General features: G+C 74.1%; 12 protein-coding genes. All 12 read right to left on the reverse strand.

Annotated elements, in window-relative coordinates; genetic code table 11:
• Window positions 1-4: 4 nt before the first annotated feature.
• Window positions 5-1,216, reverse strand: a complete 1,212-nt coding sequence (locus tag CO540_RS07775; protein WP_099161506.1) for an argininosuccinate synthase — start codon at window positions 1,214-1,216, stop codon at window positions 5-7.
• Complete coding sequence (locus tag CO540_RS07780; RefSeq protein WP_091577936.1) at window positions 1,213-1,728, reverse strand: arginine repressor; 516 nt, start codon at window positions 1,726-1,728, stop codon at window positions 1,213-1,215. The genes CO540_RS07775 and CO540_RS07780 overlap by 4 nt, the downstream gene beginning before the upstream one ends.
• Window positions 1,725-2,651 (reverse strand): ornithine carbamoyltransferase, encoded by a 927-nt coding sequence (argF, locus tag CO540_RS07785; RefSeq protein ID WP_099161507.1) that lies wholly within the window; start codon window positions 2,649-2,651, stop codon window positions 1,725-1,727. The genes CO540_RS07780 and argF overlap by 4 nt, the downstream gene beginning before the upstream one ends.
• Entirely contained in the window at window positions 2,648-3,853 is a 1,206-nt protein-coding gene (locus tag CO540_RS07790) for an acetylornithine transaminase (protein ID WP_099161508.1), read from the reverse strand. The genes argF and CO540_RS07790 overlap by 4 nt, the downstream gene beginning before the upstream one ends.
• Window positions 3,850-4,737: an acetylglutamate kinase gene (argB, locus tag CO540_RS07795; RefSeq protein WP_099161509.1), complete on the reverse strand. Its 888-nt coding sequence runs from the start codon at window positions 4,735-4,737 to the stop codon at window positions 3,850-3,852. Before argB ends, CO540_RS07790 begins: the two co-directional genes overlap by 4 nt.
• Entirely contained in the window at window positions 4,734-5,906 is a 1,173-nt protein-coding gene (argJ, locus tag CO540_RS07800; protein WP_099161510.1) for a bifunctional glutamate N-acetyltransferase/amino-acid acetyltransferase ArgJ, read from the reverse strand. The genes argB and argJ overlap by 4 nt, the downstream gene beginning before the upstream one ends.
• The gene (gene argC, locus CO540_RS07805) at window positions 5,903-6,904 is read right to left on the reverse strand and encodes an N-acetyl-gamma-glutamyl-phosphate reductase (protein ID WP_099161511.1); all 1,002 of its coding nucleotides are present in this window, start codon (window positions 6,902-6,904) and stop codon (window positions 5,903-5,905) included. The genes argJ and argC overlap by 4 nt, the downstream gene beginning before the upstream one ends.
• 103 nt (window positions 6,905-7,007) lie before the next feature.
• The gene (locus tag CO540_RS07810) at window positions 7,008-10,370 is read right to left on the reverse strand and encodes a hypothetical protein (protein WP_099161512.1); all 3,363 of its coding nucleotides are present in this window, start codon (window positions 10,368-10,370) and stop codon (window positions 7,008-7,010) included.
• A gap of 4 nt (window positions 10,371-10,374) precedes the next feature.
• Window positions 10,375-11,061 (reverse strand): hypothetical protein, encoded by a 687-nt coding sequence (locus tag CO540_RS07815; RefSeq protein WP_099161513.1) that lies wholly within the window; start codon window positions 11,059-11,061, stop codon window positions 10,375-10,377.
• Window positions 11,062-11,223: 162 nt separating this feature from the next.
• On the reverse strand, window positions 11,224-13,773 hold the full coding sequence (pheT, locus tag CO540_RS07820) for a phenylalanine--tRNA ligase subunit beta (RefSeq protein WP_099161514.1): 2,550 nt from the start codon (window positions 13,771-13,773) through the stop codon (window positions 11,224-11,226).
• A gap of 26 nt (window positions 13,774-13,799) precedes the next feature.
• On the reverse strand, window positions 13,800-14,861 hold the full coding sequence (gene pheS, locus CO540_RS07825) for a phenylalanine--tRNA ligase subunit alpha (RefSeq protein WP_099161515.1): 1,062 nt from the start codon (window positions 14,859-14,861) through the stop codon (window positions 13,800-13,802).
• A gap of 171 nt (window positions 14,862-15,032) precedes the next feature.
• On the reverse strand, window positions 15,033-15,914 hold the full coding sequence (locus CO540_RS07830; RefSeq protein WP_099161516.1) for an RNA methyltransferase: 882 nt from the start codon (window positions 15,912-15,914) through the stop codon (window positions 15,033-15,035).
• Window positions 15,915-15,964: the final 50 nt, after the last annotated feature.

Raw genomic sequence — 15,964 nt, forward strand, 5'->3', positions numbered from 1 at the left:
AAGGTCACCAGCTCACCTCTCCCAACCGGGCGTCCCGCGCGGCGGCCAGGCCGCTGGGCAGGCCCCACAACCGCACGAAACCCTTCGCCAGCGACTGGTCGAACGTGTCGCCGGTGTCGTAGGTGGCCAGGCCGAAGTCGTAGAGGCTGGCCTCGGAGCGCCGACCGGTCACCACGGCCCGGCCGCCGTGCAGGGTCAGCCGCACCTCGCCGGTGACGTGCCGCTGGGCGTCGTCGACGAACGCGTCCAGCGCCCGGCGCAGCGGGGAGAACCAGAGACCGTCGTAGACCAGCTCGCCCCAGCGCTGGTCGACGCCGCGCTTGAACCGGGCCAGGTCCCGCTCGACCGTGACCGCCTCCAGCTCCTGGTGGGCGGTGATCAGGGCGACCGCGCCGGGCGCCTCGTACACCTCGCGGCTCTTGATGCCGACCAGCCGGTCCTCGACCATGTCGAGGCGGCCCACGCCGTGGGCGCCGGCGCGCCGGTTGAGGTCCAGGATCGCCTGGTACGGGGTGACCGTCTCGCCGTCGATCGCCACCGGGACGCCGCCGTCGAAGGTGATGACCACCTCGTCCGGGTCGCGCTCCAGGGCCGGGTCGGACGTGTACGCGTAGAGGTCCTCCACCGGCGCGGTCCAGATGTCCTCCAGGAAGCCGGTCTCCACGGCCCGGCCCCACAGGTTCTGGTCGATCGAGTACGGCGACCGCGCCGTGACGTCGATCGGCAGCCCCTTCTCCTCGGCGAAGGTGATCGCCTTGTCCCGGGTCCAGGCGAAGTCCCGGGCCGGCGCGACGATCCTCAGGTCGGGGGCGAGCGCGGCCAGGCCGACCTCGAACCGGACCTGGTCGTTGCCCTTGCCGGTGCACCCGTGCGACACGATCGTGCCGCCGTGCCGGCGCGCGGCGGCCACCAGGTGCCGGACGATCAACGGCCGGGACAGCGCGGAGACCAATGGGTAGCGGTCCATGTAGAGCGCGTTGGCCCGGATCGCCGGCACGCAGTACCCGGCGGCGAACTCGTCCCGCGCGTCGATCACCTCCGCCTCGACGGCGCCGCAGTCCAGGGCGCGCTGCCGGACCACGGTCATGTCCTCGCCGCCCTGGCCGAGGTCGACCGCGACCGCGATCACCTCGGCGCTGGTCTGCTCGGCCAGATACGGGATGGCGACGGAGGTGTCGAGACCCCCGGAGTACGCCAGGACGACCCGCTCGGTCATGGTGTGCTGTTCCCTTCGACGTTCTCGTCCCGGCGGGCCCAGGCGGCGAGCCGGTCGCCCAGTGCCGCGCCGCCGTCGGGCTCGCGGGCCACGACGAGGATGGTGTCGTCGCCGGCGATGGTGCCGACGATCTCGGACAGGCCGGCCCGGTCCAACGCGCTGGCCAGGTAGTGGGCCGCGCCCGGCGGGGTGCGCAGCACGGCGATGTTCCCGCTGGCGTCGACCCCGTTGAGCAGTTCCCGCAGCAGGCGTACCAGCCGGGCCGGCGCGCCCTCGGCGTCGCGCAACGGACGGTGGCCGTCCTCCGGGATCAGGTAGACGCCCCGCCCGTCGCCGCCGCGCGCGGTCACCGCCCCCAGTTCCTTCAGGTCCCGGGAGAGCGTGGCCTGGGTGACCTGGATGCCGTCACCGGCGAGCAGGTCGGCCAGCTCGGTCTGCGAGTGGATGGGCGTGTCACGGATCAGCTCGACGATGCGGGCGTGCCGCGCGGCGCGGGTCAACGGGGCGGTCATGTGGATGCCTCCAGGAGAAAGGTCAGCAGCGCCTTCTGGGCGTGCAGGCGATTCTCCGCCTGGTCGAACACCGCGCTGCGTGGGCCGTCGAGCACCTCGTCGGTGATCTCCTCGCCGCGGTGGGCGGGCAGGCAGTGCAGCACGATCACGTCGGCCGCGGCGTGGGCGAGCAGGGCGTCGCCGACCTGGTAGGCCCGGAACGGGGTGATCCGGTCCAGCCCGTCGGCCTCCTGCCCCATGGACGTCCAGGTGTCGGTGGCGACCACGTGCGCGTCCCGGACCGCCTCGACCGGGTCGACGAGCACCCGGACCGAGCCGCCGGTGCCGGCGGCGATCTTCTCCGCCCGGGCCACGATCTCCGGGTCCGGCTGGAACCCGGCCGGGCCGGCGATCCGCACGTGCATGCCGGCGGTCGCGCCGGCCAGCAGGTACGAGTGCGCCATGTTGTTCGCCGCGTCGCCGACGTACGTGAGGATCCGGCCGGCCGTGGCGCCGAACCGCTCGCGCACGGTGAGCAGGTCGGCCAGGAGCTGGCAGGGGTGGTAGGTGTCGGTGAGCGCGTTGACCACCGGCACCGTGGCGTGCGCCGCCACCTCGGCGATCCGGTCGTCGCCGTGGGTCCGCAGCACGATCGCCGCGACGTAGCGGGACAGCACCCGACCGGCGTCGGCCAGCGTCTCGCCCCGACCGAAGTGGGTGACCTGGGTGTCCACGACGAGCGGGTGGCCGCCCAGCTCGGCGATGCCGGCGTCGAACGAGATCCGGGTGCGCAGGCTCTGCTTGTCGAACAGCACCGCCACCGACCGGGGCCCGGCCAGCGGCTTGTGGGCGTACCGCTCGGCCTTCATCCGGGCGGCGAGGTCGAGCACGGCGGCCTGCTCGGCCGGCGTGAGGTCGTCGTCGCGCAGGAAGTGGCGGATCATGCGAGGGCCTCCGTGGCGGTGGGTCCGGTCGGCGCGGGAGCGGCCGCGTCGAGCGCGGCGGGTAGGGCGGCCAGGAACGCGTCGGCCTGCGCGGCGGTGAGGATCAGCGGCGGCGCGAGCCGGACCACGCCGGGCTGCACCGGGTTGACCAGGAAACCGGCGGCGCGCAGCGCGTCGGTCACCGTGCCGGCGACCGGGGCGGCCAGCTCGACGCCGAGCAGCAGGCCGGCGCCGCGCACCCCGCGCACCAGCGGGTGCCCGAGCGCCTCGACGCCGCGCCGCAGCCGCTCGCCGACCCGCTTGACGTGGTCGAGCAGCCCCTCGTTCGCGATCGTGGCGACCACCGCGAGCGCGGCGGCGCAGCTGACCGGGTTGCCGCCGAACGTGGTGCCGTGCGAGCCGGGGGTGAGCAGGTCGGCGGCCGGGCCGAAGGCCAGGCACGCGCCGAGCGGCAGGCCGCCGCCGAGCCCCTTGGCCAGCGTGACCACGTCCGGCTCGACGCCCTCGGCCTGGTGGGCGAACCAGTGCCCGGTACGCCCGACGCCGGTCTGCACCTCGTCGAGCACCAGCAGCGCGCCGCGTGCGGCGGTGATCCGCCGGGCCGCCGCGAGGTAGCCCGGCGGCGGGACGACCACGCCGTTCTCCCCCTGGATCGGCTCCAGGATCACCATCGCGGTGGCGTCGGTGACCGCCTCGGCCAGCGCGTCGACGTCGCCGTAGGGCACGTGGGTCACGTCGCCGGGCAGCGGGCGGAACGGGTCGGCCTTGGCCGGCTGACCGGTGAGCGCCAGCGCGCCCATGGTCCGGCCGTGGAAACCACCGTGGGCGGCCACCACGTGGCGTCGACCGGTGAGCCGGGAGAGTTTGAACGCCGCCTCGTTGGCCTCCGCGCCGGAGTTGGCGAAGAAGACCCGGCCCGGTCGGCCCGCGAGCGCCAGCAGCAGCTCGGCCAGCGCGACCGGCGGTTCGGCGACGTACAGGTTCGACACGTGCCCCAGCGTCGCGACCTGCCGGGTGACGGCGGCCACCACGGCCGGGTGCGCGTGGCCGAGCGCGTTGACGGCGATGCCGCCGACCAGGTCCACGTACTCCCGGCCGGCCTCGTCGACCACGACGGCGCCGGAGCCGGAGACGAGCGCCAGCGGCGGTGTGCCGTAGTTGTCCATCATGGTGGCGCGCCAGCGCCGCACCAGCGTGCTCATGAGCCGATCACCATCGTTCCGAACCCTTCCGAGGTGAAGACCTCCAGCAGCGTGGAGTGCGCGACCCGGCCGTCGACGACGTGCGCGGCGGGTACTCCCCCGCGCACCGCCCGCAGGCACGCCTCCATCTTCGGGACCATGCCCGACTCCAGCGACGGCAGCAGCGTCGCCAGCTCGTCGGCGGTGATCTCGCTGATCAGGCTGGACGTGTCGGGCCAGTCCGCGTACAGGCCGGGCACGTCGGTGAGGACGACCAACTTGCGCGCGTCCAGGGCGACCGCGAGCGCGGCGGCGGCGGTGTCCGCGTTGAGGTTGTGCAGCACCCCGTCGGCGTCCGGGGCGACGGTGGAGATGACCGGGATCCGGCCGGCCGCGATCAGGTCGGTGACCGCGGAGGCGTTCACCGACTCCACGTCGCCGACCTGCCCCACGTCGACCGGCTCCCCGTCCACGTACGCCGGCCGGCGCACCGCGGTGAACAGGCCCGCGTCCTCGCCGGAGAGCCCGACCGCGAACGGGCCGTGCGCGTTGACCAGGCCGACCAGCTCCCGGCCGACCTGCCCGACGAGGACCATCCGGACCACGTCCATGGCCTCGGGGGTGGTGACCCGCAGGCCGCCCCGGAACTCGCTGGCGATGCCGAGGCGGCCCAGCATGGCGGAGATCTGCGGGCCGCCGCCGTGCACGACGACCGGCTTGAGACCGGCGTAGCGGAGGAAGACCATGTCCGCGGCGAACGCCCGCTGGAGCGCGGGGTCCACCATGGCGTTGCCGCCGTACTTGACCACGACGGTCGCGCCGGCGAGGCGGGCCAGCCAGGGCAACGCCTCGATCAGCGTGGCGGCCTTGGCCTGGGCCCGGCTGAGGTCAGCGGTGAGGTTCATGTGGAATACGCCGAGTTCTCGTGCACGTACGCGTGGGACAGGTCGTTGGTCCAGACGGTGGCGGCGGCGCCACCGGCGTGCAGGTCGATCCGGATGGTCACGTCGCGGCCGGTGAGGTCCACCTTGGCGCGGTCCTCGGCGGCGGCCCCGGCCCGGCACACCCAGATCCCGTTGACCGCCACGTCGACGTCGTCCGGCTCGAACGCGGCGGCGGTGGTGCCGACGGCGGCGAGGATCCGACCCCAGTTCGGGTCGTTGCCGAACAGCGCGGTCTTCACCAGGTTGTTGCGGGCCACCGCGCGGCCCACCTCCACGGCCTCGTCCTCGTTCGCCGCGCCCACCACGTCGACGGCGACCTGCTTGGTCGCGCCCTCCGCGTCGGCGAGGAGCTGCTGAGCCAGGTCGTGGCAGGCGGCGGTGACCGCGGCGGTCAGCTCGGCCTCGGTCGGCTCGATGCCGGACGCGCCGCTGGCCAGCAGCAGCACGGTGTCGTTGGTGGACATGCAGCCGTCGGAGTCGACCCGGTCGAACGTGACCCGGGTGGCGGCCCGCAGCGCGGCGTCCAGCACGTCCGGGCCGGCCACCGCGTCGGTGGTGAGCACGCAGAGCATGGTGGCCATGGCCGGCGCCAGCATCCCGGCGCCCTTCGCCATTCCGCCGACGGTCCAGCCGCTGCCGCGCGCCACCGTCGTCTTGGGTCGGGTGTCCGTGGTCATGATCGCCTCGGCGGCCGGTCCGCCGCCGTCGCGGGACAGTCCGCGCACCGCGTCGCGTACGCCGGGCAGCAGCTTGTCCATCGGCAGCCGCTCGCCGATCAGGCCGGTCGAGCAGACCGCGACCTCGCCGGCGCCGACGATCAGCCGGGGGCTGCTGCCGGTGAGCGCGGCGGCGGTGTGCTCGGCGGTGGCGTGGGTGTCCTGGAAGCCGGCCGGGCCGGTGCAGGCGTTCGCGCCGCCGGAGTTGAGCACCACGGCCCGGACCACGCCGCCGTGAACGACGCGCTGGGTCCAGAGCACCGGGGCGGCCTTGACCCGGTTGGCGGTGAACACGCCGGCGACCCCGGCGTCCGGGCCGTCGTTGACGACCAGCGCGACGTCACCGGCGCCGGAGGTCTTGAGGCCGGCGGCGACACCGGCGGCACGGAAGCCGCGGGGGGTGGTGACACTCATGGGGTTACTCCGAAGACGGACAGACCGGTGGTCTCGGGGAGACCGACCATCAGGTTGGCGTTCTGCACGGCCTGGCCGGCCGCGCCCTTGCCCAGGTTGTCGATGGCGCTGACCACGATCACCCGCCCCGAGTCGACGTCCACGGTCGCCTGGAGGTGGCAGGAGTTCGAGCCGGCGGTGGCGGCGGTGTGCGGCCACGCCCCCTCGGGCAGCACGTGCACGAACGGCGCGTCGGCGTAGGCGGCGGCCAGCACCGCGCGCGGGTCGGCGTCGCCGGTCGGCAGCGCGGTGACGGTGGCCAGGATCCCGCGCGGCATGGGCGCGAGGACGGGTGTGAACGACAGGCCGGCCGCGCCGCTGGCCTGCTTGATCTCCGGCACGTGCTGGTGCGCGCCGACCTTGTAGGGCGACAGGTCGCCCATCACCTCGCTGCCGAGCAGGTGGGCCTTCGCGGCCCGGCCGGCGCCGGAGGTGCCGGAGGCGGCGACCACCACCACGTCGTCGGGGCGTACCGCGCCGGCGGCGATCAGCGGCGCCAGGGCGAGGGTGGTGGCGACGGCGTAGCAGCCGGTGCTGGCCACCCGCCGGGCCGCGGCGATCTCCGCCCGCTGGCCGGGCAGCTCGGGCAGGCCGTACGTCCACGCGCCGGCGTACGCGCCGGCGTAGTAGCGGGCCCAGGCGTCCGCGTCGCGCAACCGGTGGTCGGCGCCGAGGTCGACCACCGCGACGCTGTCAGGGAGGGCCGCCGCGAGCGCCGCCGACTGGCCGTGCGGCAGGGCCAGGAAGACCAGGTCCGCGTCGGCCAGGGCCGCCGGCTCGGTCGCCCCGAACACCAGGTCCAGGCCGACGAGCTGCGGGTGTACGGCGGCGACGGGCTGACCGGCCTGGCTGTGCGCGGTGGCGGTGACCAGGTCGAACTCGGGGTGACCGGCGAGCAGGCGCAACAGTTCGCCGCCGGCGTATCCACTCGCCCCGGCCACCGCAACTCGAATGCCCATACTGCCCTCCGCATGACTATGCATAGAGGTTAGCAGGGCCACCCCCTCACTGCAAGTTCATGCGGTCCACTGCATGGACGTGCGCTTCTCGGGCGGAGCCGGGTCAGAGCGGTATCGCCCGCTCGTCCTCCGCGCGCACCATGCGCTCCAGCGGACCCGTGCAGTGCTCGGCCGCCGAGCGGAACTCGCCGTTCATCGCCAGCAACCGGTGCCCGATCTCGATCCACCGCAGGATCCGGCGCGCCGTGCTCTGTTGCTCGTCCTCGGTGAAGAACACACCGCGCTGCAGCCAGCTCGTCCCGTCCCGGACGATCGTGACGATGGTGTGCGGTGACCGGTCGCCCTCCTGCTTCGCGATGCGCTCCAGCTCCCGGAACGCGTCCACCGCCACCTCGTGCAGGCCGTTGTCGGTCGGGCGGGCGCTGGCCCGCCGCAGACACACCATCGCCCAGGTGGTGACCACCTTGAAATGGTCCTGGCCGCCGTCGCAACCCCGGGACGTCTCCAGGTAGGTGGCGGCCAGGTCCAGGTTCCGCCGCTCCAGCTCGTACGACCCGCACTGGAGCCAGTAGTGGAAGTCGTCCTTGAGGTAGTCGTGCAGCTGCTGATAGACCTCGCGCACCGAGTCGATCGGCAGGCCCGACTTCATCATCACCCGGTGGTTGATCAGCGCCACCATGGCGCGGCGGGTCGGGTCGTTGCGGTCGGTGATGCCGGCGCCGCGCTGGACGTAGAACAGCAGCAGCCGAGTGAAGATCTCCAGGAAGTAGTCCTTGTCCTCCCGGATCGACTTCTCCATCGCCTCCGCCACCACCCGGTGCCGGCTGCGGATGTGCCCCGACTCCCGCCGCACCAGCATCCGGCGACCGGACACCAGACGCTCGATCGCCTGGTTGACGGCCGGGTCCGGGGGGCCGTCCGAGGCGATCTGCAGCAGGGCGTTCTGCGGCAGGGTCAACGACCGGTCCTCGTACTGCAGCGCCTCGAAGAGGCAGACCGTGGCGTAGATGTCCCGTTCCCGCGGATCGAGCTGGGCGAACTCGCTGTTGACCCGCTCCTCGAACCGGTATCCGGTGATCACCTCGACCATCGCGGCCATCAGGTCGCGGTCGGAGACCTGCCGCAGCCGGTCCACCCGCGTGTCGTGCAGCTTGTACTGCTTGAGCTTGCCGAGCTGCCGATACGCCTCCAACCTCTCCACCAGGCTGTTCAGGTCGTCGTCGGTCAGCCGCAGCGGTGGCACCCGGGTCAGGCCCGCCACCTCGTCGAGCAGATGACCCCGGGTGCTGCGGATGGTCGCCGCGACCAGGATCGTGCCGCGCTGGCCGAGCCGGGTCATCAGGCGGGCCGCCTCCGCGCCGAAGATGTCGACGTCGTCGATCAGGACCGCGTCCAGTCCGAGTTCCACGCACTCGCTGATGACGTCCTGGCTCGACTTGGTCGTCGCCCGGTCCACCCACCCGACCGCCAGGCCCCGGACGTGCAGGGCGACCGCGAACTGCATCAGCGTGGTGGACTTGCCGGTGCCGGACCGGTCGTTGAGCACGAGCACCGGCTGTTGCGGCCCGGCCGAACCGGCGCGTTCCAGCATCGCCGACAGGGTGGACAACTGCGCCGGGATGTTCTGCGCGACGTCACCCCACGTCGGGTCGGTCCCCCTCAGGTACAGCGGGTCGCCGGGCGGCGCCGCCTCCAGCAGGGTGGAGACGAGCTGCACCCCGGCATTGCGGTCGAGCACGGACCGCATCCGGGCGCGCAGCTGCGCGCCCCGACGCATCGGCTCCCGGGTGGCACCGAGCCGCTCGCGGGCCAACTCGGCGACGGTGAGTGGAACCTGGACGGTGCCCGCCCCGGCCAACTTCCACGAGGCGGTCGCGTCGTCGCCCGGCGCCACCACGAAACGCCGGGGCGCACCCGACGCCCCGGCGTCGCCGGTCAGCGTGTCCAGGTAGAGCGACAGGTGCCGACTGTCGACGGTGCTCGCTCCGAACACCACCGGGTGGGTGATCAGATCCGCCTTCAACTGCCGGAACCACTGGCCGCGGGCGCCACGCCCCCGGTCGTCGATGTCGAACGTCACCGGCCCGGCGGCGCTGCCCGGCGCGATGCCGTGCATCGCCACGACCTCCAGCTGCGGGCGGCCCCGGCCGGGCGGGTCCCGGTGCGCGTCCACCACGACCACATTGCTGCCGACCTCCATCCGCGCGGCGATGTCGTGGAAGACGTTCGTGCCGGTGCAGTCGTACACCCGGTACCACGGGGCCAGCAGCAGTCGCAGGGCGGTGTCGTTGATGGTGGTGCCGTCCGCCACCAGCATCCCCCCGATGGTGCGCCGCACCAGCGACGGGTCCGCCTGCCGCAGCCGCTGCATCAGCGCCGCCAGGGTCACCCGGCCGTCCGCGATCGGTTGGGCGAGCTGGTCCGCCAGCGCGTCGAACAGCTCGTCCGGGCTGGCGAGCGGGCTGGACCACTCGCCGCGCGACTCCGCCTCGATGCCGGAGGTGAGGACCAGGACGGCCTGCCCGGTCGCCATGATCTGGTCGATCTCCGCGAGCAGATCGCCCGGGTCCGCGCGTGCCGGCTCCGGCTCCACCACCGGCTCCGCCGCCGGCGGCACCGGTGCGGGCCGGACGGCGTCGAGCAGGGTGCCCCCGTCCAGGTCGACCAGGCGTACGCCACCCTCGACCCGCCGGGCGACCACGACCTGCGGCCCGGCGTCGGGGATCAGCCAGCCGGATCCGCTCCCGCCCTCGGAGCCGGCGACCGGGAGCACCGGGATCGCGGCATCCCCCGGCAGCTCGGCGCCGGTCGGCGCGACGACCGCCACGGCGTCCACCGGCCGGGCCCAGCCCGTGGTCAGGGCGCTCACCTGACGGGAGTGCAGGGTGGCGAGTTCGGGCGAGGCGTCCGCGGTGAGCATCCGGAAGGCGGTGTTGACGGTCGCCACGCCGAGGCGAACGTTTCCGGTGTCGAGCACCAGGCCGCCCTCGCCGGGCAGCAGCCCGGGCTGCCAGCCGCCCTCGGGCACGTAGCCGGCGTACCAGTCCAGGCAGGGCCGGAAGCCGGCCCGGATCGCCTCCCGTACGTCCGGCGTCTCGTCGCGCCAGAAGTCGTCCCGCACCATGTGCCACCAGTCGGTCAGCGACCGGACGGTCGGCAGGGCCGGGGAGAGCGGTGCGCGGTCCGCGAGGCCGGGCACGGCCAGGACGGCGGGGAGTTCCGTCGGCACCGGAGCCTCACAGCATTCGGCGAGGATCCGGTCCACGACCGCCGACACCGCGGCGAACTCGTCCGCCGAAGCCGACGACGTGAGGTCGCCGACGAGCACCAGCGCGTCCACCGCGCCGCCCTCGTCGTGCAGGCGGGCGACCGCAGCCGCGCAGCGATTCCCCAGGGCTTCCGCGTCGGAGGCGATCGAGGGCGAACCTCGCACGATCAGGAACGTGGGGTCGTTGTGCAGTGCCATCGGCTCAGCCCTCCCTGGTCAGCGCGGCCGACACCGCGCTCCTCGGAACTCGGACGGTGACGTCACGACGATCGCCGCAACGGGCGAGCCTGACGGAGACGAACTGCCCCGACATCGAGCGCACGTCGACCTTCCCCTCGACCTTCGGGCCGACAGCGGGGCCGCACAGGGCACGAAGGGTGGCCTGGCCGTCCGGCCCGAGAATGAGCACCCCGGGTCGGGTCTTGTCGGGATGTTCGACGAACAGGGCGGCGCAGAAGGTCGCCACGGTCGCCGCGAGGGCGACGACGGACACCAGGTTCGCCCACGTCTGCCGGCGGTCGACCTGCCGCGCCTCCCGGTCTCCCCGCCGGAGGACCTCCTCGATGAGCGAGCGGGCGTCGGGCGCCTCGCGCGCGGCGGTCGGCGGTGGCGGCACGACCGTCGCGATGGCGCGGACGTACAGGACCGCGGCGAACAGCCACAACGCGACGGCGACGCACCCGGCCACCCGGGTCACCGGCGCCGCCGACGCCAGCGCCGTGAGGGTGAACGTCGCCACCAGGGCACCGGCGAAGACGGTGACGACCGACTGTGCGGCCTGGGCCCGGGTCCGGGCGCTCGACGCCGCGCGCACGCGGTCCGGGTAGTACGCCTGCACCACGGCCTCCTGGACGGAGGTCAGGAGCGGGGTGGAAGGCGAATCCGGCATGAGCGTCCTTCATCTGACGAATGTCGAAGGACTGTAGGCGCCGGCCGTGCGCGAGCGGGTCCGTCTGTACGAATCCCGACAGCACGAGGACGGCGGCGCAGGCGCGTTAAGAAGGGCCCCCGCCTCTACCGGAGGCGTTAAGCGGGGGCCCTTCCTTACGCCTCAGGCGCCGCGGAGGATGGCGCCGAAGCGCTGCGCGGCGAGCGCCACCGCGGCGTCGCGGGCGGCCACCGCCTCCTCACCGGCCAGCGTGCGGTCCGGGGCCCGGAACGTCAGCTTGTAGGCCAGCGACTTCCGCCCCGCGCCGAGCTGCGCGGAGGCGTAGACGTCGAAGAGCCGGACGTCCTCCAGCAGCGGGCCGGCGCCCTCGGCCAGGGCCCGCCGCACCTCCGCCGCCGGCACCGCCTCGTCCACCACCAGCGCCACGTCGATCAGCGCCGGCGGGAACGTGGAGATGGTCGGCCCGGTCGCCAGCGGCGCGGCGGGCAGCGCGTCCAGGTCCAGCTCCATGGCGCTGGTGCGGCGGGGCAGCTCCAGCGCGGCCACCACGGCCGGGTGCAGCTCGCCGGCGTGCCCGACGACGACGTCGTCCACCAGCAGCTCGGCGCAGCGCCCCGGGTGCCAGGGCGCCCGCTCGCCGGCCCGCACGGTCACCCGGTCGGCCGGGATGCCGGCGGCGTCCAGCACCGCCCGGCCGGCCTCGACGGCGTCCGCCCAGCCGGCCGCCCGGCCCGCGCCCCACCAGCCGGCCGGCTCGATCTCGCCGCAGAGCGCCACGGCGACGTGCCGCGGCTGCGCCGGGACCACCGCGTCGGCGGCGGCGAACTCCTCGTCGGTGGGCCGCCGGTCCACGCCCATGGCGGGCGGGGCGCCGACGCCCGGACGCGGGTGGAAGACCGCGCCGATCTCGTAGATCGCCACGTCCCGCTGGCCCCGACCCACGTTGCGCTTGACGACGCCCAGCAGCGGGCCGAGCAGCGTGGTGCGCAGCAGCGGCTCCTCCTCGGACAGCGGGTTGGCCAGCCGCACCGCGGGTCGGCGCGGGTCGTCGGCCGGCAGGCCGAGCTGGTCGGCCAGCTCGGGCGCCACGAACGGCTGGGACAGCACCTCGACCAGGCCGCGCTCCGCCAGGGAACGGGCGACGGCCCGGCGACGCTGCTGCTGCGGGGTCAGGCCCCGGCCGGCCGGCGCGGTGGGCAGCACCGACGGCACCCGGTCGTACCCGTCGAGGCGGACCACCTCCTCCACCAGGTCGGCCGGGTCGGTCAGGTCGGGCCGCCAGCTCGGCGGCGTCACGGTGAGCACCTCACCCGCGCCGGACGCGGCCACCCCGGCGGCGCCCGGGTCCTCGCCGAGCCGGTCGGCGCCGCGCGTGACCGCGCACCCGACCTGCTCCAGCAGCTCCACCACCCGGTCCGGCGCATACGTCACGCCGACCCGGCGCGACGGCAGGTCCACCGGCAACGCGACCGGCGTCCGCGGACGGACGTGGTCGAGGTCGAGCACCTCGGCGCCGGCGGCACCGCCGGCCAGGTCGGTGAGCAGCCGGACCGCCTTCTCCAGCGCGACCAGCGGCAGCGTCGGGTCGACGCCGCGCTCCCAGCGCTTGGCGGCCTCGCTGAACAGCTTGTGTCGCCGGGCGGTGCGCCCGACCATCGCCGGGTCCCAGTGCGCCGCCTCGAAGAGCACGTTCGTGGTGGAGGCGAGCACCTCGCTGGTCTCGCCACCCATCACCGCGGCCAGCGAGATCGGACCGGTGTCGTCGCAGATCACCATGTCCTCCGGTACGAGGGCACGGCTCACCCCGTCCAGGGTGGTCAGCTTCTCCCCCGGCTCGGCGCGACGCACCACCAGCGGCCCGACGATCCGGTCGGCGTCGAAGGCGTGCATCGGCTGGCCGAGTTCGAGCATCAGGTAGTTGGTGATGTCGACGGGCAGCGAGATGCTGCGCACGCCGGCGACGGTGAGCCGCTGCCGCATCCAGCCGGGCGTCTCGACGGTCGGGTCGACACCGCGCACCATCCGGGCGGCGAACCGGTCGCAGCCGACCGGGTCGCGGACCTCCACCGGGTACGCCGGCTCGGCGGTGCCGCCCGACGCGGGCGCGTCGGCGGGGTCACGGAACGGCACGCCGAGCGCGTGCGACAGCTCCCGGGCGATGCCGCGGACGCTGAGCGCGTACCCGCGGTCCGGGGTGATCTCCATCTCGACCACCACGTCGTCCAGGCCGACGATCGGCCGCGCGTCGTCGCCGGGCTGGGCTTTCACGTCCTCGGGCAGCACGATGATGCCCGAGTGGTCGTCGCCGAGCCCCAACTCCTGCGCCGAGCAGATCATGCCGTGGGAGTTGCGCCCGTACGTCTTGCGCGCGCCGATGGCGAAGTTGCCGGGCAGCACCCCGCCCGGCAGGATCACCACGACCCGGTCGCCCTGGGCGAAGTTGCGCGCCCCGCAGACGATCTCCTGCGGCTCGCCGGTGCCGTTCGCGGCGCCCACGTCCACCCGGCAGAAGCGGATCGGCTTCTTGAAGCCGGTCAGCTCCTCGATCTCCAGGACCTCGCCCACGACCAGCGGACCGGTGACGGTCTCCCGCAGGTCCACGATCGACTCGACCTCGATGCCGAGGTCGACCAGCGCCTGCTCCAGGTCGCCGGTGGGCAGGTCGGTCGGGAGGTCCACGTACTCCCGCAACCAACTGACAGAAACTCGCATGACTCTTCTTCCACCGTTCCCGTAGCTCAGGCGCCGAACACGCGGGTGAACCGCACGTCGCCCTCGGCCATGTCCCGCATGTCGCTGACCCCGTGCCGGACCATCACGGTCCGGTCGATGCCCATGCCGAACGCGAATCCGGAGTAGACCTCCGGGTCGATCCCGCAGGCGCGCAGCACACGCGGGTTGACCATGCCGCAGCCACCCCACTCGACCCACTGCGGCCCGTCCCGGTGCTCCGGGAACCAGACGTCGAACTCCGCCGACGGCTCGGTGAACGGGAAGTAGTGCGGCCGCCAGCGGGTCTTCGCGCCCTCGCCGAACATGGCCCGGGCGAAGTGGTCGAGCGTGCCGCGCAGGTGCGCCATGGTGATGCCCTTGTCCACCACCAGGCCCTCGACCTGGTGGAAGACCGGCGCGTGGGTGGCGTCCAACTCGTCGGTGCGGTAGACGCGGCCCGGCACCACCACGTAGATCGGGGGCTTGCGGCTGAGCATGGTGCGCGCCTGCACGGGCGACGTGTGGGTGCGGAGAACGAGGCCGGAACCCTCGGGTGCGATGTGGAACGTGTCCATGAGGCCGCGGGCGGGGTGGTCGGCCGGGATGTTCAGCGCGTCGAAGTTGGTCCACTCCAGCTCGACCTCGGGACCCTCGGCCACCTCGTAGCCCATGCCGATGAACAGGTCGCTGATCTGCTCCATCAGCACCGTCAGCGGGTGGCGGGCGCCGCGCGGCCGGCGGTCGTACGGCAGGGTCACGTCGACCCGCTCCTCGACCAGCACCCGCTCGGCCTGCTCCCGGTCCAGGATCTCCTGCCGGGCGGCGTACGCGGACTCGATGGCACGCCGGGCCTCGTTGACCCGCTTGCCGGCGTCGGACTTCGCGGCCGGCGGCAGCGCGCCGATCTCCCGGCGCGCGAGCGACACCGGGGACCGGTCCCCCAGGTGCGCGGGACGCAGCGCGGTCAACGCGTCCGGGTCGGCGGCGGCGGCGAACGCCTTCTCGGCGTCGGCCACGGCCCCGGCCAGGGCGTCCGGGTCGAGCAGGGCGACCTGCTTCGGGTCGTACGGATCGTTGCGGTAGCTCATGGTGAACGGGCACTCCCTCACGGCGGCGCCGGCCCTTCTCAGGCGGCCAGACGAGTCTACGGACGCGCGGCTTCGCCGCAGCCCGCCGGTGGGAGTCGTGCAGGGAGGAAGGTCAGGCCTGCCGCCCGCCGACACCGGCGGGCTGGCTAAACGAACGCCGTGGCGCGTTCATCACGTGGCGGACTCCCCTGCTCCGTCCTGCGTGACCGTGGGTCGACGCAGTGCTCTCGCCGAAGAATACAGGCAGACGGCCGCCGCCGCAGCCAGATTGAGACTCTCCGCGCGCCCGTGCAGCGGCACCCGCACCCGGGCGTCGGCGGCCGTGGTCAGCTCCTCCGGCAGGCCGTGCGCCTCGGAGCCGAACAGCCAGGCGGTGGGGGCGGCGAGCCGGCCGGCGTCGGCGAGGTCGTCGAGGTCGCTGTCGCCGTAGCCGGTGGTGGCGAGGATCGACAGGCCGGCGGCCCGCAGCGCCTCGACGGCCGCGAGCGGGTCGGCGGCGCGCACCACGTCGACGTGGAAGAGGCTGCCGGCGGAGGCCCGCACGCACTTGCCGTTGTAGGGGTCGACCGCCTCGCCGGCGAAGACCACCGCGCCGGCGCCGGCCGCGTCCGCGGTGCGCAGCACCGTTCCGGCGTTGCCCGGGTCGCGGATCCCGGCGAGCACCGCCACCAGGCGCGGCCCGCGCGCCAGGGCCTCGTCCATCGGGACGTCGAGGTGCCGGCAGACCGCCACCAGGCCCTGCGGGGCCACGGTCTCGGCGAGCGCCGCCAGGGCGTCGTCGGTGACCTCGGAGACCGGCACGTCGGCGCGGGCCGCGGCGGCGGCGAGGTCGGCGTACCGGTCGAGCGCCGCCGGGGTGCCGAACAGCTCGACCACGGCGCCGCCGAGGGCGAGCGCCTCGCGGACCGCCTGCGGCCCCTCGGCCAGGAACCGGCCGGTCTGTTCGCGGTCGCGCCGGCGCTGCAACCGGCGGGCCGCGACGACCCTCGGGGTACGCGGGGTGAACGGACCGGGAACGGCGTCGAGGCGCCTCCCCTGCGACGGTGACTGCATGGGAGACGCCTCGATCTGCCGTACGGGTGGGTCAGCGGCCTGGGCCGCGT

It is taken from the genome of Micromonospora sp. WMMA2032 (genome assembly GCF_002688545.1).
GTDB classification, from domain to species: Bacteria; Actinomycetota; Actinomycetes; order Mycobacteriales; family Micromonosporaceae; genus Micromonospora; species Micromonospora sediminicola.